The sequence below is a fragment of the Bradyrhizobium sp. HKCCYLS3013 genome (genome assembly GCF_051167615.1).
Taxonomy (GTDB): Bacteria; Pseudomonadota; Alphaproteobacteria; order Rhizobiales; family Xanthobacteraceae; genus Bradyrhizobium.
On record NZ_JBNPTK010000011.1, the window covers coordinates 69,320 to 89,794 of the forward strand.

At 66.3% G+C, this 20,475-nt stretch carries 27 protein-coding genes; 13 read left to right on the forward strand and 14 right to left on the reverse strand.

Annotated features, from left to right (window positions below; translation table 11 throughout):
- The first annotated feature begins 142 nt into the window (after positions 1-142).
- The 4 genes from ACQR1F_RS20125 (at position 143) to ychF (ending at position 3,132) form a co-directional block, all read left to right on the forward strand.
- Positions 143-433 carry an accessory factor UbiK family protein gene (locus ACQR1F_RS20125; protein WP_315714079.1) on the forward strand — a complete coding sequence of 97 codons (291 nt, stop codon included), beginning with the start codon at positions 143-145 and terminating at the stop codon, positions 431-433.
- A gap of 195 nt (positions 434-628) precedes the next feature.
- Entirely contained in the window at positions 629-1,318 is a 690-nt protein-coding gene (locus tag ACQR1F_RS20130) for a 50S ribosomal protein L25/general stress protein Ctc (protein ID WP_315803275.1), read from the forward strand.
- A gap of 72 nt (positions 1,319-1,390) precedes the next feature.
- Positions 1,391-1,996, forward strand: a complete 606-nt coding sequence (gene pth, locus ACQR1F_RS20135) for an aminoacyl-tRNA hydrolase (protein ID WP_316177557.1) — start codon at positions 1,391-1,393, stop codon at positions 1,994-1,996.
- 38 nt (positions 1,997-2,034) lie between these two features.
- Positions 2,035-3,132, forward strand: a complete 1,098-nt coding sequence (gene ychF / locus ACQR1F_RS20140; protein ID WP_315803277.1) for a redox-regulated ATPase YchF — start codon at positions 2,035-2,037, stop codon at positions 3,130-3,132.
- A 14-nt stretch (positions 3,133-3,146) separates the two neighbouring features.
- Here the strand turns inward: ychF and ACQR1F_RS20145 are convergent, their stop codons facing one another.
- On the reverse strand, positions 3,147-3,437 hold the full coding sequence (locus ACQR1F_RS20145) for a DUF4282 domain-containing protein (RefSeq protein WP_315714083.1): 291 nt from the start codon (positions 3,435-3,437) through the stop codon (positions 3,147-3,149).
- Positions 3,438-3,658: 221 nt separating this feature from the next.
- On the opposite strand from ACQR1F_RS20145, the gene ACQR1F_RS20150 reads away from it, so the two are divergent.
- The 3 genes from ACQR1F_RS20150 to ACQR1F_RS20160 all read left to right on the forward strand — a co-directional run bounded on the left by ACQR1F_RS20150 (position 3,659) and on the right by ACQR1F_RS20160 (position 4,858).
- Positions 3,659-4,120 carry a MaoC family dehydratase gene (locus ACQR1F_RS20150; protein ID WP_315803278.1) on the forward strand — a complete coding sequence of 154 codons (462 nt, stop codon included), beginning with the start codon at positions 3,659-3,661 and terminating at the stop codon, positions 4,118-4,120.
- Complete coding sequence (locus ACQR1F_RS20155) at positions 4,120-4,599, forward strand: MaoC family dehydratase (protein WP_434847890.1); 480 nt, start codon at positions 4,120-4,122, stop codon at positions 4,597-4,599. Before ACQR1F_RS20150 ends, ACQR1F_RS20155 begins: the two co-directional genes overlap by 1 nt.
- Before the next feature lie 109 nt (positions 4,600-4,708).
- Positions 4,709-4,858, forward strand: a complete 150-nt coding sequence (locus ACQR1F_RS20160) for a hypothetical protein (RefSeq protein ID WP_315714401.1) — start codon at positions 4,709-4,711, stop codon at positions 4,856-4,858.
- Positions 4,859-4,914: 56 nt separating this feature from the next.
- Here the strand turns inward: ACQR1F_RS20160 and ACQR1F_RS20165 are convergent, their stop codons facing one another.
- The 6 genes from ACQR1F_RS20165 to ACQR1F_RS20190 form a co-directional block, all read right to left on the reverse strand.
- Positions 4,915-5,052 (reverse strand): hypothetical protein, encoded by a 138-nt coding sequence (locus ACQR1F_RS20165; RefSeq protein WP_315803280.1) that lies wholly within the window; start codon positions 5,050-5,052, stop codon positions 4,915-4,917.
- 157 nt (positions 5,053-5,209) lie between these two features.
- Positions 5,210-5,623 (reverse strand): hypothetical protein, encoded by a 414-nt coding sequence (locus ACQR1F_RS20170; RefSeq protein ID WP_315714086.1) that lies wholly within the window; start codon positions 5,621-5,623, stop codon positions 5,210-5,212.
- A gap of 151 nt (positions 5,624-5,774) precedes the next feature.
- Positions 5,775-6,704, reverse strand: coding sequence for a hypothetical protein (locus ACQR1F_RS20175; protein WP_434913714.1), 930 nt, complete (start codon positions 6,702-6,704; stop codon positions 5,775-5,777).
- Positions 6,705-6,834: 130 nt separating this feature from the next.
- Positions 6,835-7,275, reverse strand: coding sequence for a nuclear transport factor 2 family protein (locus ACQR1F_RS20180; protein ID WP_315803282.1), 441 nt, complete (start codon positions 7,273-7,275; stop codon positions 6,835-6,837).
- 192 nt (positions 7,276-7,467) lie between these two features.
- On the reverse strand, positions 7,468-7,734 hold the full coding sequence (locus tag ACQR1F_RS20185; RefSeq protein ID WP_315803283.1) for a hypothetical protein: 267 nt from the start codon (positions 7,732-7,734) through the stop codon (positions 7,468-7,470).
- Between the two features lie 134 nt (positions 7,735-7,868).
- Positions 7,869-8,315: a nuclear transport factor 2 family protein gene (locus ACQR1F_RS20190; protein WP_316217508.1), complete on the reverse strand. Its 447-nt coding sequence runs from the start codon at positions 8,313-8,315 to the stop codon at positions 7,869-7,871.
- A gap of 327 nt (positions 8,316-8,642) precedes the next feature.
- Between ACQR1F_RS20190 and ACQR1F_RS20195 the strand changes: the two genes are divergently transcribed.
- Positions 8,643-8,864: a hypothetical protein gene (locus ACQR1F_RS20195; RefSeq protein ID WP_316217552.1), complete on the forward strand. Its 222-nt coding sequence runs from the start codon at positions 8,643-8,645 to the stop codon at positions 8,862-8,864.
- A gap of 138 nt (positions 8,865-9,002) precedes the next feature.
- Positions 9,003-9,395 carry a hypothetical protein gene (locus tag ACQR1F_RS20200; protein WP_315803285.1) on the forward strand — a complete coding sequence of 131 codons (393 nt, stop codon included), beginning with the start codon at positions 9,003-9,005 and terminating at the stop codon, positions 9,393-9,395.
- A 1,201-nt stretch (positions 9,396-10,596) separates the two neighbouring features.
- Here the strand turns inward: ACQR1F_RS20200 and ACQR1F_RS20205 are convergent.
- The 5 genes from ACQR1F_RS20205 to ACQR1F_RS20225 form a co-directional block, all read right to left on the reverse strand.
- The gene (locus ACQR1F_RS20205; RefSeq protein WP_434913715.1) at positions 10,597-11,382 is read right to left on the reverse strand and encodes a DpnI domain-containing protein; all 786 of its coding nucleotides are present in this window, start codon (positions 11,380-11,382) and stop codon (positions 10,597-10,599) included.
- A gap of 140 nt (positions 11,383-11,522) precedes the next feature.
- Positions 11,523-14,927, reverse strand: coding sequence for an excinuclease ABC subunit UvrB (gene uvrB, locus ACQR1F_RS20210; RefSeq protein WP_434913716.1), 3,405 nt, complete (start codon positions 14,925-14,927; stop codon positions 11,523-11,525).
- Between the two features lie 164 nt (positions 14,928-15,091).
- Positions 15,092-15,274 (reverse strand): hypothetical protein, encoded by a 183-nt coding sequence (locus tag ACQR1F_RS20215; protein WP_315714095.1) that lies wholly within the window; start codon positions 15,272-15,274, stop codon positions 15,092-15,094.
- A 203-nt stretch (positions 15,275-15,477) separates the two neighbouring features.
- Positions 15,478-15,690: a hypothetical protein gene (locus ACQR1F_RS20220; protein ID WP_315803493.1), complete on the reverse strand. Its 213-nt coding sequence runs from the start codon at positions 15,688-15,690 to the stop codon at positions 15,478-15,480.
- 66 nt (positions 15,691-15,756) lie between these two features.
- Positions 15,757-16,680: a LysR substrate-binding domain-containing protein gene (locus ACQR1F_RS20225; RefSeq protein ID WP_315803292.1), complete on the reverse strand. Its 924-nt coding sequence runs from the start codon at positions 16,678-16,680 to the stop codon at positions 15,757-15,759.
- A 90-nt stretch (positions 16,681-16,770) separates the two neighbouring features.
- Here ACQR1F_RS20225 and ACQR1F_RS20230 point away from each other — a divergent pair, with 90 nt between their 5' ends.
- From ACQR1F_RS20230 to ACQR1F_RS20240, 3 genes are read left to right on the forward strand one after another with little or no spacing between them, the layout of a single operon-like run.
- Positions 16,771-17,532, forward strand: coding sequence for a sulfite exporter TauE/SafE family protein (locus tag ACQR1F_RS20230; protein WP_316237597.1), 762 nt, complete (start codon positions 16,771-16,773; stop codon positions 17,530-17,532).
- Positions 17,533-17,539: 7 nt separating this feature from the next.
- Positions 17,540-17,779: a hypothetical protein gene (locus tag ACQR1F_RS20235; protein WP_434840248.1), complete on the forward strand. Its 240-nt coding sequence runs from the start codon at positions 17,540-17,542 to the stop codon at positions 17,777-17,779.
- Between the two features lie 30 nt (positions 17,780-17,809).
- Positions 17,810-18,505, forward strand: a complete 696-nt coding sequence (locus ACQR1F_RS20240) for a glutathione S-transferase family protein (RefSeq protein ID WP_434913717.1) — start codon at positions 17,810-17,812, stop codon at positions 18,503-18,505.
- On the opposite strand, the gene ACQR1F_RS20245 is transcribed toward ACQR1F_RS20240, so the two are convergent.
- Positions 18,502-19,290 (reverse strand): crotonase/enoyl-CoA hydratase family protein, encoded by a 789-nt coding sequence (locus tag ACQR1F_RS20245; protein WP_434913718.1) that lies wholly within the window; start codon positions 19,288-19,290, stop codon positions 18,502-18,504. The genes ACQR1F_RS20240 and ACQR1F_RS20245 overlap by 4 nt on opposite strands.
- Positions 19,291-19,382: 92 nt before the next feature.
- Between ACQR1F_RS20245 and ACQR1F_RS20250 the strand changes: the two genes are divergently transcribed.
- Positions 19,383-20,012, forward strand: coding sequence for a TetR/AcrR family transcriptional regulator (locus ACQR1F_RS20250; protein WP_434899475.1), 630 nt, complete (start codon positions 19,383-19,385; stop codon positions 20,010-20,012).
- Here the strand turns inward: ACQR1F_RS20250 and ACQR1F_RS20255 are convergent.
- Positions 19,987-20,469, reverse strand: coding sequence for a hypothetical protein (locus ACQR1F_RS20255; protein WP_316177588.1), 483 nt, complete (start codon positions 20,467-20,469; stop codon positions 19,987-19,989). The genes ACQR1F_RS20250 and ACQR1F_RS20255 overlap by 26 nt on opposite strands.
- Positions 20,470-20,475 lie beyond the last annotated feature (6 nt).

Sequence of the window (20,475 nt, forward strand, 5' to 3'; positions counted from 1 at the left end):
ATACCAGCGCCGCGGGCCGGCGCAACAAGTACGATGACAAGGAAACCAAGGCATGACAAGACGGCCCATCTTGCGGGCGGCGACAGGGATCGCCATTCTGTCTTCCATCATCGTGCTCGTCGCGGGACGCGGAGTTTCTCACATGACTCAGACCAACAACCGGTTTTTCGACGAACTCGGCCGCCTGATGAACGATGCCGCAGGTGCCGCCCAGGGCATGAAGCGGGAGGTCGATTCCGTCATCCGCAACCAGGCGGAAAAGATCCTGAACGATCTGGACATCGTGAAGCGCGAGGAGTTCGAGGCGGTCAAGGACATGGCCCGGCTCGCCCGCGAGGAGAACGAGGCGCTGAAGGCGCGGATCGCGGCGCTGGAGGCCAAGCTGGGTGGCGCGGCCGGCACGCCGCCGGGCGCCGGCAGCGCGGACGGCTGACCCGCGCGCGAAATACCTCCGGAGAGTTGGTGGGATGAAGGGGCCGCCGGTCCCTTCATTTCCTTGTCATTTCCCGGGTTTGCCGCTAGAACGCCGCCACGTCCGCGGCCCCCGCACCCCTGGAGGCTTGCCGAAGGACGTCCAGCAACGGGCCGCATCGCGGCCTTTAACTTTTTAAAACAAGGACTTAACACGATGGCGACCGTCAGAGAACTGAAGGCGACCGCCCGTCCGTCAGTCGGCAAGGGGGCCGCACGGGCAGAGCGTCGCGCCGGGAGAGTGCCCGGAGTGATTTATGGAGACAACCAGCCCCCGCTGCCGATCTCGGTGGAAGACCGCGAGCTGCGCCAGCGCATCCTCGCAGGCCGGTTTCTGACCACGATCTTCGACGTCACCCTCGACGGCAAGAAGCACCGGGTGATCCCGCGCGACTTCCATCTCGATCCGGTCAAGGACTTCCCGATCCACGTCGACTTCATGCGGCTCGGCCAGGGCGCGACCATTCGCGTCAGCGTGCCGCTGCACGTGGTGGGCTCGGAAGGCGCGCCGGGCGTCAAGCGCGGTGGCACCGTCAACATCGTGACCCACACGCTCGACCTCGAGTGCCTCGCGGAGAACATCCCGCAGTTCATCGAGGCCGACGTCAGCGCGCTCGAGATCAACCACTCGCTGCACATCTCCGACGTCAAGCTGCCGACTGGCGTGAAGACGCTGTCGCGCGACGACGCGACGCTCGTCACCATCGTGCCGCCGTCGGGCTATGGCGAGGAGCAGAAGGCTGCTGCTGGCGCTGCCGCGGCTCCCGCCGCTGCTGCTCCGGCTGCCGCTGCGAAGGCTCCCGCGGCCGCGGCCAAGGCGCCGGCTGGCGGCGACAAGAAGAAGTAAGCCGTTCCGCTTCTGGGAAGCGCGGGCGGGTCCCGTGCTTCCCGAAGCGACGGCGGGTGCGGATGCCGCGTCATGCTGCTGTTTGTCGGCCTCGGCAATCCCGGCGCGAAATATGCGCGCAACCGGCACAATATCGGCTTCATGGCCGTTGACGAGATCGCGCGGCGTCACCGCTTCTCGCCGTGGCGGCGCAGGTTTCAAGGCGAGACGTCCGAAGGCACACTCGACTCCGAGCGCGTCATTCTCCTGAAGCCGACCACCTATATGAACGAATCCGGCCGCGCGGTGCAGGAAGCGGCCAGCTTCTTCAAGCTCGGCGTCGGCGACGTCACCGTGTTTCAGGACGAGCTCGAACTGCAACCGGGCAAGCTGCGCGTGAAGGTCGGCGGTGGCATTGCTGGTCATAACGGACTGCGTTCGATCTCGGCGCATCTGGGCAACGACTACCGCCGCGTCCGGCTCGGCATCGGCCATCCCGGCGTCAAGGAGCTGGTGCATGGGCACGTGCTGTCGGACTTCGCCAAGTCCGACATGCCGTGGGTCGAGGCGTTGTGCGAGGCGGTGGCCGACAATGCTGAATTGTTGACCGGCAAGCGCGACTCCACCTTCGCCAACAAGGTGCATCTGGCGCTGCAGGCCAAAGGTTTTCTGGACAAGGGCGACGCCGGCGCCGCGTGAGCGCTTCGGGCGTTGTCCGAAAGGATGCGGGACGGGTCATGGGATTCAAATGCGGGATCGTCGGGTTGCCCAACGTCGGCAAGTCGACGCTGTTCAACGCGCTGACGGAGACGGCGGCCGCGCAGGCGGCGAACTATCCGTTCTGCACCATCGAGCCGAACGTCGGCGAGGTCGCCGTTCCCGATCCGCGGCTGGAAAAGCTCGCGGCGATCGCCAAGTCCGGTCAGATCATTCCGACGCGGCTGACGTTCGTCGACATCGCCGGCCTGGTGCGCGGTGCCTCCAAGGGTGAAGGACTCGGCAACCAGTTCCTCGCCAATATCCGCGAGGTCGATGCGATCGCCCATGTGGTGCGTTGTTTCGAGGATTCCGACATCACCCACGTCGAGGGCAAGATCGCCCCGCTCGCCGACATCGAGACCATCGAGACCGAACTGATGCTGTCCGATCTCGACAGCCTCGAGAAGCGGGTCGACAACCTCTCCAAGAAGGCAAAGGGCGGCGACAAGGACGCCAAGGAGCAGTACGAGCTCGTCACCCGCGCTCTCGTGCTGCTGCGCGACGGCAAGCCGGCGCGGCTGCTGGAGCGCAAGCCCGAGGAGGAGCGCGCCTTCGGCATGCTCGGACTGCTCACCTCCAAGCCCGTGCTCTACGTCTGCAATGTCGAGGAAGGCTCGGCCAAGGACGGCAACAGTTTCTCACAGGCGGTGTTCGCGCGCGCCAAGGAAGAGGGGGCGGTCGCGGTCGTGATCTCGGCCAAGATCGAATCCGAGATCGCGACGCTGTCGCGCGAGGAGCGGGTGGATTTCCTGGAGACGCTCGGGCTCGAAGAGGCTGGTCTCGATCGGCTCATCCGCGCCGGCTATCAGCTGCTCGACCTGATCACCTACTTTACCGTCGGTCCGAAGGAAGCGCGCGCCTGGACCATTCACCGCGGCACCAAGGCGCCGGCGGCGGCTGGCGTCATTCACACCGACTTCGAGAAAGGCTTCATCCGCGCTGAGACCATTGCCTATGCCGACTATGTCGCGCTCGGCGGTGAGGCTGGCGCGCGCGAGGGCGGCAAGCTGCGCCTCGAAGGCAAGGAGTATGTCGTCGCCGATGGCGACGTGATGCACTTCCGCTTCAACAACTAAGGCCGCATGGGCGGCTACATCCGCCCCTGTTCGCGGATTGCGCCGAGGTGCTCGTTGATGCGGAAGACGATCAGCACGAACTCGGCGATGATGCGCGAGAACACCATGCCGACGATGATGCCGGCGAGCGACGACAGCAGCATCAGGAAACCGCCGAACGGGCTGATCGCCATTTCGGAGAGGCCCGTGAAAATGCCGCGAATTCCCGACAGGATGATCAGCGCAATCACGAGCCAATAGAACGTCTTGATGATGGTGGGCGTGATGAAGCGGTCCCACTGGAACAAATCGCGAAATTCCAACATCCTGATCCCCCGGCCACGTCCGAATCGGTCGTCAAATCCGTCTTTAAGTCGTGCTCGAATTGCGCGCCAGACGGCATCGGCGGCAGCCGAATTCATTCCGGTATATGGCGCCTTCTGGCACTCTCTTGCGACTGGACCGGGCGTCAGCCATGCGAGCGGCCCGGTTGTGATTGCTGCAAAGTGCGGCCACAATCGGGCTTCTTTCAGCCATTCCCAACCTCATGACCCTCACCTTCGAAGATTTTCCGCAAGGCCCGTTCGGCAGCTTCGGCCCGCGACACGTCACCCGCGATGAGATCATCGCCTTCGCGTCTGAGTTTGATCCGCAGCCGATGCATCTGGACGAACTGGCCGCCTCGCAGTCGATGCTCAAGGGCCTGTCCGGCTCGGGCTGGCACCTCTGCTCGCTGATGATGCGCATGATGTTCGACGGCTTCATCGGCCGCACCGCCTCGCTCGGCTCGCCGGGCGTCAACGAGGTCAGGTGGTTGTCGCCGTTGCGTCCTGACGATGAGCTGATGCTCGATGTGGAGGTTCTGGAAGCGCGGGTGTCGCGGAGCCGTCCGTCGACGGGGATCGTCACCTTCAAGTGCAGCGTGCGCAACGAGGCGGGCTTGAGACTTTGCGAGATGGTCTCTCCGATCATCGTCGAGCGCCGCGAGAGCCGCGAGCAGGTGGGCTGATGCGCTTCTTCGAGGATCTTCAGGTTGGCCAGCGCCGCGAGCTCGGCTCCTACACGTTCACGGCCGATGAGATTAAGCGCTTCGCCGTTCAATTCGATCCGCAACGCTTTCACCTCGACGAGGAAGAGGGGCGCCGATCGCTGTTCGGCGGGCTCGCGGCATCGGGATGGCACGTCGGCTCCGTCTGCATGAAGCTGATCGTCGCAGACAACCAGCGTCTCCTGGAGATCGCGCGCTCGCGCGGCGAGCCGGTCGTTCTCGGAGGTCCTTCTCCCGGCTTTCGTGAGCTGCGCTGGCACAAGCCGGTGCTTGCAGGCGATACGATCAGCTTCTCGAGCGAGATTGATTCGCTTCGCGAGTCGGCCTCGCGCCCCGAATGGGGCATCCTGCAAGCGCGCAACACCGGCATCAATCAGCGCGGCGAGCTGGTGTTCTCGGTGCTTGCGTCGGCCTTTGTCCCGAGGCGGAACAACGGTTGAGGCGAAAAGGTCACGCTTCGTAGGATTGTCGGCACGGAACGAAGTTCGCGCTAACGCATTCTGAACTCGGACTCTATAAGACAGCCAATCAGGGATCAGGATGTGGGGGATGAGTATGGCAGATCGCGGTGGTCTGAAACTCCTCGGCTTTATCTTTGCCAGCGTGACGCTCGCGGTGATGCTCGCGACGGGAATGGTCGTGAAGGGCTATGCCGACGGCTCGTATTCGCTCGAGACGTCTGCGACGATCAACGAGTGACGGCTTAACTACTCGTTAACCAGAACGGACCGGGCGGTCCTGTTCGCAGAGGCGGTCTAGCGGCTCCAGATGAGCACCATGACCGCCATGGCCACCAGCAGCAATCCGACGAAGCGGACCATGATGATCCCGATCCGCTGAGGCTCAGGCCTCAGGGGAATCGGATCGGTGTTGTCTGGCCGGATCGTTTCCATGAAAGCGACACCCCCCTGACGCAACCTGCCCGCCGCGAGAGCGGCGGGAGTTGGTCGCGGGAGGGCCGCGGCGCGTTCAAGGACGTGGCGCTGCAAAGACGAAAACCGCCGCGCGATGGCTCGCACGGCGGTCCGCTTCAAGGTCCGGAAAGAACGATCAGCTGCTGCGCAGGCCGTCGGCGGCGCGCTTCCACTGCGTCACGTTCTCGGCGATGGCCCGGGTCGACTTCATCGCCGCCTGGCTGAGCTGCGCATAGCTCGCGATCTCGCGCTGCACCCGCTGGCCCTCGGCATGCAGCAGCTCGCGCAGGCTCTCGAGCTCCCCGATCAGGTTCTCGATCTCCGACAGCGAGGTGCCGGCGACGCGCTGGATCAGCGTGGTGACGCTGTTCACCGCTGCATCGGCGTCGATCGAGGCCTCGGCCGTGGCGGCCGCATTGGGGCGGCGCAGATAGGCGATATCGTTACGGACGAAATCACGAATGCCGGCCTCGACTTCGGAGACCGCGGCCAGATCCGTATCCAGCTCGGCTTCAGTTCCATCGATCTTGTCCGGACGAATGACATTCATCGGCTATTTCCTCATTTCGCGTTCAAGCGAGCGCGGTGTCCCCGCACGACGAACTTCTCAAAGCCTATCAGTGCGGCCAAATTGGGCCGCACCGCGGCGAAGCTGCGGCGATCGTTCGATCATTCGTGGCGGGCTGCCGCAATGGTGAACGTCACCAGCTCCGTTTGAAGCCGGCCGAGATGCTCTTGCTGGTGCCGCCCTGCGCGGTCTCGCTGACCGAGCCGGATACGCTGAGACCATCCGACAGCTTCTGCTCGGCGCCGACCTTGCGCAGCCATTTGTCGTCGCCCGACGACAAGGTCTGTCCTGCGGTGACGCTGGTGCCGGTGTCGCCGATGGAGAGCCTGGCGGACTGCTCGGTGTCGAAGCTGCGGCTGGTCTTCGGCGCCGCGCCGGGAATCGGCACCATGCCCTGCTGGGTGACGTTATAGCCGTTCTGCAGGGTCAGATTGTAGTGATCGATCGGCACCGCCTTGGTGATGGTGGTGCCGAGCCGGCTCTGATCCGAGCCGGGATCGACGCGGGCCTCGATGGCGGTCTTGTCCCAGATCGCGCCGGCACCCGGCGCGGTGACGGCCGCCCAGGCCGAGCCGCCGGACTCCGGAGCATTGCCGCCGTTCTCGGCCTTCTCCGCCAGCAATTCCGACATCGTGGTCGGCTGCCGCGAGACCGTCATGTCGGCACCGACGCGGGCGTCCCAGAACGGCGACACCGACTGCTTGACCGACACGCCCGAGGCAAGGCTGCCCTTGTTCTGGTTCGACCAGTCGAGCGCGGCGGCCTTCTCGGCGGCGGCCTTGCGCTTCGCCGCGGCAGCGGCCTCGGGACGGTCGAGAAAGGTGGTGTCGTCGATCGCGAGCTGGCTCCAGTCGAGCTTCTCGACGTCGATGTCCTGCATCGGGTCGGCTGCCGCCACCTGGTCCTCGGACTTGTCCTCGTCCTCGGGCTCCGGCGCGATCTGCTGCCACGGCGCGATCTGCAGCGGCTGCGGCGCCTGCATCAGCGACTGGGCATCGGCGGCGGACGCAAGAAGCCCGAAGCCGGCCGTGAAAACCGCCAGCGCGCAACCATACGATGTCATGAGAGCAACCCCCGCCGCCCGAACCTGTGTGCCGGAATATGGTGGAATCTTGGCGCAAAATTATGGCTGCGCCAGTCACGATGTGTTGGGTTGCCGGTGACTGTGACCACAATCCAACAGGCAGGGCGGCTCAGGCGAAGCTGCCGATGCGCGGCAGGTCGATCGGGCGGCCGAGCGTCTGCTCGACCAGGTCGAACGTATCGATCAGGATCCGCAGCCGGGCGAGCTTGCCGGCGCGGAATTGCATGAATTGCGCGAGCCGCGCCGTGATCGGCTTGTCGGAATCCTGCGCCGTCATCGCGCAGCGGACCATGGTCGCCGCGCTGGTCTCGTCCAGCATCAGGGTCTCGCGCTCGATCCGCCGGATGCTCACATGCTCGGCGATCTGCCTGACGGCGTCGAGCACGGCGGCGCGGCCGTGCCGGGCGCCGAGGAAGGGAAACATGTCGATCGGGCCGTAGATGGCCCAGTCGATGTCGTCGTCGAGAAGCGCGGCGAAATCGTCGAAATGGCGGTCGTTGATCGCGCCATGCAATGCGCGCGACAGACGCCAGAGGCTGTGCTCCGTCATCGGGTCGGGATCCTGAACTGGCTTGCGAGGGGGCGCGCCGGCCTTGAGGCGACGTCGAAACGACGTCGCGCCGGGGCGCCGAATCTATCTCTCTTACGCCTCACATAAATCAACCACCTGCGCGCGCAACGGTTGTTTTTGCATTGCACAAATGCGCGCCGCTACCGGTCCCGCGCGCGGGCGCCGGGGCCGTCAGCGTCCTTCGTGCTGCAACCGCTGCTGCGCGATCGCGACCTCGTGCTCTCGGAAGGCGGCCAGGCCGAACAGGGTGGCGCCGGCGAGACCGCCGATCAGGGCGCCGAGCGGCATGAAGGTGAAGAACACCAGCATGCCCGCATAGCCTTCGAATTCGCTGGTGTTGAACAGCTCGATCCAGGCCAGCCCCAGCCCGATGCCGATCGTCGCGCCGCCGACGACGCCCATCACCAGTCCGGCCATCGCCAGGAATGCTATTCTCATGTCACCAATGCCCCGTATACCACCGCTGATGGGGTGCGGAGCCGGGGCCACAGGTTCAAGGCAATGAGGCCGCCGTCGGTGACGTTTGCGTGATCGGCCGGTCCGGGCGCTAGTCCGCGACGGCCGTGCCGGCCTCAGGGCCGGGCGGCACCCGCGATCAGCAGCCGGCTGAGATCGCATTCGAGCACCTGCTGCACCAGGTCGTAGGTGTCCATGATCTCGCGGATGCGGGCGACGCGGCCGTCGCGCAGCGTATAGAACGCCGCGAGGTCGTACTGCACGATGCGGTCGTTGTCGCGCTTGCGCAGGAAGATGCGGAGATCGACGGCGACCTGGTCGCCTTCGCAGATCATGGTCTTGATCTCATGCCGGACGTCGGCATAGCGGCTGCGCGCGGTCTCCCACATCTGCCGCACCTCGGCCTTGCCCCGGCGGCCGCCGAGATGGGGAAAGATGTCGATCGGCGCGGACGCGAAGTGCTCGAGGTCGTCGGTGCAATGCGCCAGCACGCTGTCGAAATCACCGGCGGCATGGGCCTCGAGCAGCCTGCGCACACGCTGCTTGTTGATGTGCTCGATCATCCTGTCTCCACTGACGGGACTACCCGCGTCGGCGATGTCGTTCTGGAGATGCCGGCGCGCGGCCGTCAACCACCTGTGTAACCGTCGGCCAGCTCTATGCGCCGGTACGGTGAACGGAAGCTTGGCGGGTGATCGCGTCACGATCATGTCTGGGGGCATCTCTCAGCTCATCCAGCTGATCTCTCAGCTCCTGGGTCATCACCGCGCGCGATAAGGTTCGCGCAACGCGTCATGCCGGTTGCGAGCCGGGAACCGCCCCGCCGCGTCGCCGTTACCCCGCACCAATCCAAGCGGAGCTCGATCATGACGATGTCGATCACGAAGACCATGCTGGCCGCCTCCGTCGCAGCGCTGGCGCTGCTGTCGACGCAGGACGCCGAGGCCAAGGGGTGCATCAAGGGTGCCATCGTCGGCGGCGTCGCCGGCCATTATGCCGGTCATCACGGCGTGCTCGGCGCCGCCGCCGGCTGCCTCTACGGCCGTCACCGCGCCAAGGAGCAGGAGCGTCAGCAGCAGCAGGGCCAGGTCAACGGGCAGGGCCGGACCTAGTCGATGCGGCGCGCCGCTCGTCTGCGGCGTGCCTCCGCCTCGGCCCGGAGACGGTGCCCGGCGTGACAGGTCTCACGGTCCGCTAGACGGGAGCGGTCTGGTCCTCGCCGAGGGCCGCCGCAACCGGATGTCCAGGCCATGCTCACCGTCGCCTCCCCCAGCACCTCCGCGCCGAAGGCGGCGCTGCTCAATCTGCTCGAAGGCATGGCGCTGACCGCGCTGTTCCAGGCCATTCCGACCTACGCCGGCGCCGCGCTGATCCTCAAGCTCGCGCACAGCACCGCGCTGCGGCCGGGGATCATCGGCTTCGTCGCGAGCGCGACCATCATCCACGTGCTCATGACCTCGGCGGCAGGCCCGCGCTTTCAGCGCCTGCTCAGGCAGGCCTACGCGGCGGAGTTCTACGACGCAACGCTCGGCCTCGCCGACAAGGTGCTGCGCTGGCGTATCAAGCCGGAGGGATCGCTGCAGCTGCTGAGCTCGACGGTGATGCTGGCGCTGCTGTCGGTCGCGGTGCTGGCGATGGGGTGAGGCGGGCGCCGTCTCGCGAAGCATGGCGTCAGCTTCGGCGCAGCGCTCGTGTGCGCCGCGGCTCGTCCGACACGTCGGCGAGGATAGCGGGTGTCTGTCTCAACCAACTCCATCGTCGTCCCGGCGAACGCCGGGACCCATACCCCCAGGGAGCGGTTTGAGGCAAATTGGTCATGGGCATTTTGCCCATCACGTCCGCCGCGGCGTATGGGTCCCGGATCGGCGCCGCGACCCGCTGGCGCGCGTCACGGCTTGTCCGGGACGACAGCGGTGGGTTTGGCGGATTTACGATTCAAACAGCGATCGAGTTGAAGACATGAGGACGTGATCTCGCGGCGAGATTCGCCCGAGTGATGCATCGAACACGTCCCTCGCAAATCATGCAGAGGGCGCAGGGAATGCCGGTTGAAGGCCTCACCCATGGCCCGCCTGCGAAAAAAGTGCAGGCGGCAGGTACCACAGGCAAAGCCGATTCAACCGGCATTCCCTGCGCGACGGTCTTCACGCTTATACGCAGTCTCCCTGGTGCGCCGGGCTTGTTGGCCACCATCCCCAGCGCAATGCGCTAGCATTGCGCCAGGTTGATACCAGCGTCGGGGTATCAGGACGCTGCGACTTCACGTCCGCGGCCCCGCCGTTCGTCGGCGCATCCGAAGACACGCTGCGGCTTGATCGCGGCCATCGCATCCCCGCCTCGCGTGTCGTGACGATCGCGCGCTACGCCCCTCTGCGGTGAGGCGGGATGCGGGGGAGATAATCATGATTTCCGATAAAGCGCAAGATGTTTTTATTTTTCGGAACGAATACTGCGTCTCACGCGCTGTCAGGCAGGCTCTCTGCTGGCATGACGAGCAACTGGTTGAGGGCTATGCGCGTCGCAAAGCCGAAGATCGTCGTCGTCGATGCCGACCTAACTGGGAGCGGACGCCGCAAGAAATTCCTCCGCCTTGGCTCGGCTCGAGAATCGCCCGAGCTCTTCATAGGCAGGCTCGTCCTCTGCGTCATCAGGCGAGCGGAGGACGACGAAGCAATCCTCGTTGCTCAGGATCAGCTCCGTCAGGTCATCGCTTCGGGACGGAGACATGTCGCGGGCGCCGCAGTGAGGACACTCGTCGTCGCACATGCACGACCATTCGTCGGTCCAGGCGTGAGCACAGCGTTCACAGCGATAGAAGTTCAAGAACCACGCCATTGCCGGACCTCATGTCTTCAAACGATAGCGGCCGCGCGCGACGAACTCCAGGAAGCCCTGGTCGCGCAGGAACTGGAGCTGCTGGCGGATTTTGGGCCGGACGTTCTGGTTGCCGGGATAGAGCTGGCTGAGATGGCGGGCGAAGGCGTAGACATCATCGAGCGTGAATTCCGCTCTGCCGAGCGACTCCACGCATTTCAAGACCTCGATCAGCCATCCGCGTGCATCTAGGGTTTCCTTGCGGAGGAAGAGCGTCCTGCGCCATTCCTGCAGCACTAGCTCCTTGGCGCGGACGACGCGATTCTGGACGATGTGAATCTTGCCCGACTCGGGAACGCGGTCGAGCAGAATGTTCGAGCCGATCCAACCGGCGCGGCGCGCGGTCGCCGCCAGCGGCTTGCGCTGTTCGATGATGTCGCGGATGAAGAAGTGCTTCGGCACGACGAACAGGTTGATGACCGACCGGGTGTCACGGTCGTAGTTCATCAGCAGGAGATTGGGGTTGTTGCTGGCGGCGAGCCGCTCGCATTTCGTTCCATAGGCGCCATCGGCGATCTTGGCGCCGAATGCCTTCTTCTGGCTCTTCAGCTCGAACTCTTCGCGGCAGCTCGTACAGAAGAAGTCGGCCAGCGGGCTGTTGTTGGGAAACTGCGCCATGTTCGATCGGCCGCAGTTCGGACAATAGGCTTGCGCACCGACCCAGGCCTCGGTCCACGCCCGCGCCTTCTGCGTGCCGCTGGTGTAGGCGGTTTGAGGTTCTTCGAAGCCGAGTTTCATGTGAGCAGAGTAGCTCAACAAGATACGTTTTCCAGTTGAGATCGCAAACCAGACGTCATGGCGAGCGAAGCAACGCAATCCAGATCAGACCAAGTGCAGAGACTGGATTGCTTCGTTGCTGTCGCTCCTCGCAACGACGCGGCGAAAAGATTTACACCTCACCGCTTCTTCCACCCGCCCCGCTTCCCCGGCGCGCCGCCGGTCGAGCGTGGGGCCGGGCCGAATTCGGGTCCGGATTCGCGGGAGTTGGTCGGCTGGATGATCTTGCTGCTGCTGCCGAACGGCTTTGCCGGCAGCTTGGCGTTGGGGCGGTAGGGCAGGGATTCCGGGCCGTGCATCTCGTCAAGATGGGGCTTGTGGACTTTGGAGCTGGTGCTGCGTGAGGCGCCGCCGGTGATCTCGTCGACCGAGGGCAGCAGTGGATCGTGGTCGCGAGACTTTGCGCCGCCACGACCGCCGCGACTCGCGGGCCCCCCTCCCTGACCCTCCCCCACGAGGGGGGAGGGAACGGAGGGACCGCCGGCGCGGCTTGATGAACTGCGGCTGGAGCCACCCCGGCCCTTCAAGGCCGCCGTCGGCAAATTGGCGGCGTCGCTGTATTTCTTCGCGCCCGCGTAGGCGCCGGCCTTGCCTTGCACGGTGCGCTGCTTGGCGGTGGGGTCGTCGACGACGGCGAGCTCGGTGGCGCGGAGGCGCTTGACCTCGTCGCGGAGGCGGGCGGCTTCCTCGAAGTTCAGATCGGCGGCGGCTTCGCGCATGCGGGTTTCGAGGTCGGCCAGCACGGCCTCGAAATTGTGCCCGATCGAGATGACGTCGTCGGTGGTGGTGCCGCCGCCGGTCTCGATCAGGACGTGGTCGCGCTCATAGACCGAGTTGAGGATGTCGCCGATCGACTTCTTGACGCTCTCCGGCGTGATGCCGTTGATCGTGTTGTACTCGACCTGCTTCTCGCGGCGGCGGTTGGTCTCGGCGATGGCGCGCTCCATCGAGCCGGTCATCTGGTCGGCGTAGAGGATCACCTTGCCGTCGACGTTGCGCGCGGCGCGGCCGATGGTCTGGATCAGCGAGGTCTCGCTGCGCAGAAAACCTTCCTTGTCGGCGTCGAGGATGGCGACCAGCGCGCATTCGGGAATGTCGAGGCCCTCGCGCAGCAGGTTGATGCCGACCAGCGCGTCGAAGGCGCCGAGGCGGAGATCGCGGATGATCTCGATGCGCTCGATGGTGTCGATGTCCGAGTGCATGTAGCGGACGCGGATGCCCTGCTCATGCAGATATTCGGTGAGGTCCTCGGCCATGCGCTTGGTCAGCACCGTGATCAGCGAGCGATAGCCCGCCTGCGCGGTGGCGCGGACCTCGCCGAGGAGATCGTCGACCTGGGTGCGGGCGGGCCGGATGTTGACGGGAGGATCGATCAGGCCCGTGGGGCGGATGACCTGCTCGACGAACACGCCGCCGGCCTCGTTCAGCTCCCAGCCGCCGGGCGTCGCCGACACCGCCACGGTCTGCGGCCGCATCATGTCCCACTCCTCGAACCGCAGCGGGCGGTTGTCCATGCAGGACGGCAGGCGGAAGCCGTATTCGGCCAACGTCGCCTTGCGGCGGAAGTCACCGCGGAACATGCCGCCGATCTGCGGCACCGTGACGTGGCTCTCGTCGGCGAACACCAGCGCGTTGTCGGGGACGTATTCGAACAGGGTCGGCGGCGGCTCGCCGGGCAGGCGTCCGGTCAGATACCGCGAGTAGTTCTCGATGCCGGCGCAGCTCCCCGTCGCCTCCATCATCTCCAAGTCGAAGGTGGTGCGCTGCTCCAGCCGCTGCGCCTCGAGCAGGCGGCCCTGCGCGTGCAACTGGTCGAGCCGCACCTTCAGCTCGGACTTGATCGACTTCATCGCCTGCACCAGGGTCGGGCGCGGCGTCACATAGTGCGAATTGGCGTAGACCTTGATGAACTCCAGCTCGTCCTGCTTGTGGCCGGTGAGCGGATCGAACTCCTCGATATTCTCGACGGTGTCGCCGAACAGGTTCACGCGCCAGGCGCGGTCCTCATAGTGCGCCGGGAAGATGTCGATGACGTCGCCGCGGACGCGGAAGGTGCCGCGGGTGAAATCGTGCTGGGTGCGCTTGTATTGCAAAGCGACGAGGTCGGCGATGAGCTGGCGCTGGTCGATGCGCTCGCCCTTCTTCAGCGCGAAGGTCATCGCGGTGTAGGTCTCGACCGAGCCGATACCGTAGATGCACGACACCGAGGCGACGATGATGACGTCGTCGCGCTCCAAGAGCGCCCGCGTCGCCGAGTGGCGCATGCGGTCGATCTGCTCGTTGATCGAGGAATCCTTCTCGATATAGGTGTCGGTGCGTGGGACGTAGGCCTCGGGCTGGTAGTAGTCGTAATAGGAGACGAAGTACTCGACGGCGTTGTCGGGGAAGAAGCTCTTGAACTCGCCATAGAGCTGCGCGGCCAGCGTCTTGTTCGGCGCCAGGATGATGGCCGGGCGCTGCGTCGCCTCGATCACCTTGGCCATGGTGTAGGTCTTGCCGGAGCCGGTGACGCCGAGCAGCACCTGGGTGCGGTCGTTGCGCTGGATGCCCTCGACCAGCTCCTTGATCGCCTGCGGCTGGTCGCCCTTCGGCTCATAGGCCGACTTGATCTCGAAGCGGACGCCGCCTTCGGACTTCTCCGGGCGCGGCGGCCGGTGCGGCGTCCACACCTTGAGCGAGCCGTCGTCCTTGCGGAACTCGGGACGGCCCTCGCGGATCAGCGACTCCAACGCTTCCGCCGTGGCCTTGACGCCGAGCGCCTCCATCTTGCTGCGCGGCGGACGGGCGAGCGCTTCCTCGTCGTCCTCGGCGGTGGGCAGGCCGAGCTGCCGCGCCAGCTCGGGATCGAGCGTCGGGATGGTGGCGGCGGTGCCGTAATTGGCTTGCGGCGCTTCGGCGAGGCCTGACTCGCCAGCGTTGTCAAAGGGCGCGTCCGCTTGCGCTGCGGCGCTCCCTCCCCCCTTGTGGGGGAGGGGTGGGGAGGGGGGCACTCCGGCACGAGCTGTGTCTGAGTCGTCAGCCAGCGCGGGAGGCGGCGCAGGTCGCGCTGCCACGCTCTCCTCCTCTCCCCCTTGCGGGGAGGAGGCGGGGGTGGACTCACGGGCAGTGTTGCTTGGGGCACCCCCCTCCCCAGCCCTCCCCCACAAGGGGGGAGGGAGCGCAGCGTCCTGCTGGGCTGAAGCTCGTGACGTGTCACGGACGGACGACCGCCCCCCCGCCGGCTGCGGATTCGGCCGCAGCGGCATGGGTCGCGCCGAGGCGTCGCCCGTCGCGACCTCGGCGCTCCTGCCCTTCGTCGACGCCCGCGCGCGGTGCGCGGCGGCTTCGCCGCCGCTGCGGCGGTCCCAGGAATTATCCGGCGGAGGCTGCAGTCCCGTTGAGGAACCGATGCCGCTCTCGCCGCGGTTGATGGCGGGATTGAGCAGCTCGGCGAGCGCGGGCCCGATCGGCTGCACGTCGGGCCGGTGCGCTTTCGATTTCGGAGTTCGGCCGGGCTTCTTGGGGGTGTCGGGGGTCTTCGCCATCGCCCGAATATGGGACGGATGAGGCCGACTTGAAAGAGTGATCGGGCGCCCCCTCCAGCCCTGCTGACAGCATGGTGGCAGCAGGACGCGGCGATGCGCATGCGCGCGGACGACCACGCGCGTTCAATGAGCGCGATGGCGTTCCCGCGACGCCGTGCCGACGGTCAATGCCGGGTCGGCTGCTCGACGATGTCGAGATGCACGCCGTGGCAGGCGACGCATTGCAGGGCCCAGTACTCGGAACCGCCGCGGCCGTTGATGACGCTCAGGACGCTCAGCTCTGCATCGCAGTCCGGGCATCGCGTACGCACCGAAAAAGCGAGGTGTTTGACGGCAGGCTCAGCCATGAATTGCAGTCCGCATTACGAATACACTCGGCATTTCGAATTGGCGTTTGGAATGTTGGCTTGGAACCGTCTGGCCGCGCGGGTGGACTCTCGGGGACTTCACTCTCGGAGATTGTTCCACGTCGCGCTATCCGTCTTTTCCCGGGGTTCGGTCGATATCCTCCGTCGCGTGCCTCAAAGTGCGCCGAATCGGTTTGCAGGTGTCAGCCCCACCGCTTGCGAAAGCGGTCGATATGGCTTTTCGCGTCGGCAATCGCCATGTCCGCATCGGACCAGGCGAAGCCGACTTCGAGCGAGGGGAACGAAACGCCATTGATCACCACCGGGGTCATGTCCGCGCGGCGGATCCGCGCGTGCCACAAGCCGCGTCCTGCTTCGAACGGCTCGATGGCGAAGTCCTCGTACAAATACGTCATTGCGCAGTCCTGGATGTCCCGAACGGCAACGACAGCATGAATTGGTCCGATCATTTGTGAACAGGTTCACACGTCCGCGTCTTTTTTGATCGCGTCCCTGCGTTGAGAATTCCGGGTCGCGGGCTGTGACGCCGCGCGCATGATCCAGCGCCGGAACGCGGCGAAATCACGTTGGCCGGCCTGGAAATGTCGGTAGACAAGATACCAGCGCTCGCCTTTCGGGACGGTCAGTGCGAACGGTGCAACCAGGCGTCCCGCGGCGAGATCGTCGTCGATATAGGGCCGGATGCCCATGGCGACGCCGAGACCGTCGATTGCGGCCTGCAGCGCATGTCCATAGTACTGGAACTCGGTGCCGCGCGCGCTGACGCGCGTGATGCCCGCGGCCTTCAGCCACAGCGCCCAGTCCTCGGCGGCGTGCGACACCCGCAGCAGGCTCGGTCCCTTGAGATCCGCCGGCTTCTTCAAGGTCGCGGCGAGCCGCGGCGTGCACACCGGCACGAGATCGGCGGCGAACAGCGGCTCGGCGACGAGGCCCGGCCAGGCGCCGTCGCCGAGCTTGATGCCGCAGCTCCAATCGTCGCCGAACGGCACCGCCGCTCCGCCGGTGGTGATGCGCACCTCGATGTCCGGCTGCTCGGTGCTGAAATCGGCGAGCCGCGGGATCAGCCATTTCATCGCGAAGGTCGGCCCGACGCCGAGCGTCAGCACCCGCATCGACGACGGCGCCATGATCTGCGCGGTCAGGCTCGACAGCGCGTCGAAGATCGGCGTCAGCCCGCTCTGATAGGCGCGGCCGGCGGCGGTCAGCGCCAGCCGGTTGGCCTTGCGCTCGAACAGCACCACGCCGAGCCGCTGCTCGAGCAGGTTGACCATGCGGCTGATCGCAGCCGCGGAGACGTTGAGCTCGCTGCCTGCCGCGGCGAAGCTGCCGGTGCGCGCCGCCGCCTCGAACGCCTTGATGCCGTTGAGGAACAGCAGCCGTCTCATCGCGCCCTCAGGAAAACTGATGGAGGGCAAGATAACTCGGTTTGTGCCGATATCGCCAGTGCGACAAATTGCATGGCGAGGAGCTCAGCCATGACACCCGCCCTGATTGCAGCGCTCGGATTGCTGATGGTGGCGACGGCGTTCCTGTCGGGCCTGTTCGGCATGGCGGGCGGGCTGATCCTGATCGGCGTGCTGCTGGCGATCATGCCGCTGCCGGCGGCGATGGTGCTGCACGCGGCGACGCAGATGGCGTCGAACGGCTGGCGCGCGGTGCTGTGGCGCCGGCACATCCGCTGGCGGCCGGTCGCGGTGTATCTGGTCGGCTGCGCGCTGGCGCTCGGCCTGTGGTCGCTGATCCGCTACGTGCCGGACACGCCGATGGCGCTGCTGCTGCTCGGCATCACGCCGTTCATGGCGCGGCTGATGCCGCCGAGCCTGAAGCCCGATCCGGACAGTGTCTGGCAGGGCGCGATCTACGGCACGATCTGCATGGGGCTGATGCTGATGACCGGCGTGTCCGGGCCGCTGCTCGACACGTTCTTTCTCGGTGCGCGGTTCGATCGCAGGTCGATCGTCGCCACCAAGGCGACGTGCCAGGTCGCGAGCCATCTCACCAAGCTGATCTATTTCGGCGGCATCATCGACCAGGCCGCGGGTCTCGATCCGGTGCTCGCGCTCGTCGCCGTCGGGGCGTCGATGCTCGGCACCAGCCTGGCGCGGCGGCTCCTGGAGGCGATGAGCGAGCAGCAGTTCCGCACCTGGGCCAACCGCATCATCACGGCGGTGGCGAGCTATTACATCCTCTATGGCGGCTGGCTGCTGCTGGCCGCGCAGAGCTCGGCGGCGGAGTGAGGCGAGCATGGCCGGATCGGCAGATCCCCTGGTGCTGGACTTCGTCGAGTGGATCGCGCGCGCGCCGCGCAGCCATGCCGAGGTGGTGGCGACCTGGCGGACGAGCTGCCCGCGGCTGACGGTGTGGGAGGATGCCGCCGATCTCGGCTACGTCACGCGCGAGGCGATCGCGGGCGCAGGCATCTTCATCGTAGCCACCGATGCCGGCGCGGAGCTGCTGCGCGACAACGGCCGCGTCGTGCGCTAGAACGGGCCGGAGATGGAGGAAGGACCGGGAATGGCCGTGAAGCTGTATGAACTCGTCGGGACCGATGCGGGCCGCCCGTTCAGCCCGTACTGCTGGCGTACGCGGATGGCGCTGGCGCACAAGGGGCTGAGCACCGATACGATTCCGTGGCGCTTCACCGAGAAGGGCGCGATCGCGCCGCATGGCTCTGAGAAGGTGCCGGTCATGCTCGACGGCGACCGCGCGGTGGCCGATTCCTGGGCGATCGCCAACTACCTCGAGGACACCTATCCGGACCGGCCGTCGCTGTTCGGCGGCGCCGGCGGCCGCGCGATGGCGCGCTTCATGAATGCCTGGGGCGACATCGCCATCGTCGGCGGCATCTTTCCGCTGATCATCGCCGACATCCCGAAGAACCTTGCCGCCGCGGATGCCGACTACTTCCGCAAGTCGCGCGAGGCGCGGTTCGGCAAGAGCCTCGAGGAGGTCATGGCCGCACGCGACCAGGCGGTCATCGGCTTCCGCAGGTCGCTGGAGCCGCTGCGCCAGACCTTGAAGACGCAGGCCTTCATCGGCGGCGATGCGCCCGATTATGCCGACTACATCGTGTTCGGCGGCTTCCAGTGGGCGCGCGTGGTGAGCCCGTTCCGGCTGCTCGAGGAGAGCGACAGCGTCCATGCCTGGCGCGAGCGGCTGCTCGATGCGTTCGACGGGCTGGCGCGCAAGTCGCCCGGCCATCCGGTCTAGCTGGGGACCCGCGGCGGCCGGCGCTCGCGCCAGGCCGCCAGCCCGTCGGCGAGATCGCGGCTGCCGACCAGGCTCGCGAACTGCTCGCTCTCGACCTGCAGCCCTTCGCCAATCGTCATGTTGAGCCCGCGCGTCGCGGCGGTGATGATGCTCCCGACCGTGTCCGGCCCATGGCGGATGATGCGCTGTGCCAGCGCCCGCGCCGCCGGCAACAGCTCGTCATGCGGCACGACGGCGTTGACGAGCCCGATCTCCAGCGCGCGCTGCGCCGGGACAGAATCGCCGGTCAGCAGCAGCTCGAGCCCGCGCTTACGGCCGACCAGCCGCGGCAGCCGCTGCGTGCCGCCGAAGGTCGGCGGCATGCCGAGCCTGGTCTCGGGCTTGGCGAAGCTGGCGCGCTCGCTCGCCACCGCCAGATGCACCGCCTCGGTGATCTCGCAGCCGCCGCCGAAGGCGAGCCCGTTGACCGCCGCGATGACCGGCTTGCGGAACGCCTCAAGCCGCGCCGTCATCGCCTGGCCGCGCCGGACGAAGTCGCGCAGCGCCGCGGCACGCCCCTGGCGGACGCTCGCGGTGAATTCGTCGATGTCGGCGCCGGCTGAGAAGGCGCGTTGCCCGGCGCCGGTGAGGATCACGGCCCTGACGCCGGCATCGGTCTCGATGCGGTCGAGCGCGGCCATCAACCGGTCGATCAGCGCGTAGCTGAGCGCGTTCAGCCGCTGCGGCCGGTTCAGCGTGATCACGGCGATGCGGTCGGAGATGTCGAGCAGGATGAGGTCGGTCATGGCGTCTCGCAGGCTGAAGGGTGGAGCAGGCGGAGACTAGGCGCCGCGGCCGCCGAGGTATATTCACTGGTTAGTATACATTGGACGCCGCCATGCCCCGTTCCTCCGATCCCACGCCCGCCCGCATCGTCGCCGCCGCGAGCCGGCTGTTCTATGCCGAGGGCATCCGCGCCGTCAGCGTCGATGCGGTGGCGGAGAAGGCGGGGGTCACCAAGAAGACGCTGTACTATCATTTCCGCAGCAAGGACGATCTCGTCGCGGCCTATCTCGCCGCGCGCGACCAGCCGAACCTGGCGCTGTTCAAGCGCTGGTTCGATGAGACCGACGGCGCGCTGCCCGACAAGATCGCCGGGATCTTCAACCAGCTCGCCCGCGCCGCGCGGCATCCGAAATGGCGCGGCTGCGGCTTCCTGCGCACCACCGCGGAGCTCGCCAATCTGCCCGGCCATCCCGCCATCAGGATCGGCGCCGCCCACAAGAAGAAGTTCGAGGCCTGGCTGCAGGCGATCTTCGCAGAGCAGGGAATTGCCGAAGCGGGCGTGCTCGCCCGCCAGATGCTGCTGCTGCTCGACGGCGCGTTCGCCGTCGTGCTGCTGCATCGTGACGCCAGCTACATGGAAACCGCGGGCGCGGCGGCACGGACGCTGGTCGCCGCGGCCCTGCCGAAGGGCAAGCGATCCGCGTCGCGCGCAACCGTCAGCCGGCGCAGCCGCGTCCCCTGACCTGTTCACCGCGGACGACCGTGGCGACCATCTGGCTCGCCATGCCGTCGAAATCGGATGGCTTGATGTAGCCGGCGGCGTAGGCTTCCTGCGTGAGCCGTTCGATCCTTCGATCCTCGGCGGTCGTCCATACGCCGGCGATATAGGCGGCGCCGGCCGGACCATAGGTCTCGGGGTAGCGCTCGTTCTGGTTCTGCCGATGATAGTAGTAGTGGTTGAGGCCGCTGATGAAGTTGTCGCGCTTGGCGCCGCAGCGGTCGCTCCAGGCGAGGTCGAGCGACTTCAGCGCGTCTTCGCGCTGCGAGCGCCGGGCGTCCTCGGTGTATTTCTCGTGGTCCTGAAACTCCGCGCCGGTGACGGGCGGAAACGCCGCCGCGGTCGGCGCGTCTGTCAGGAACAGCCGTCCGCCGACCTGCCAGACGACGATGGCCGCAATGATGAAGATCAGCCGGTTCATGGCAGC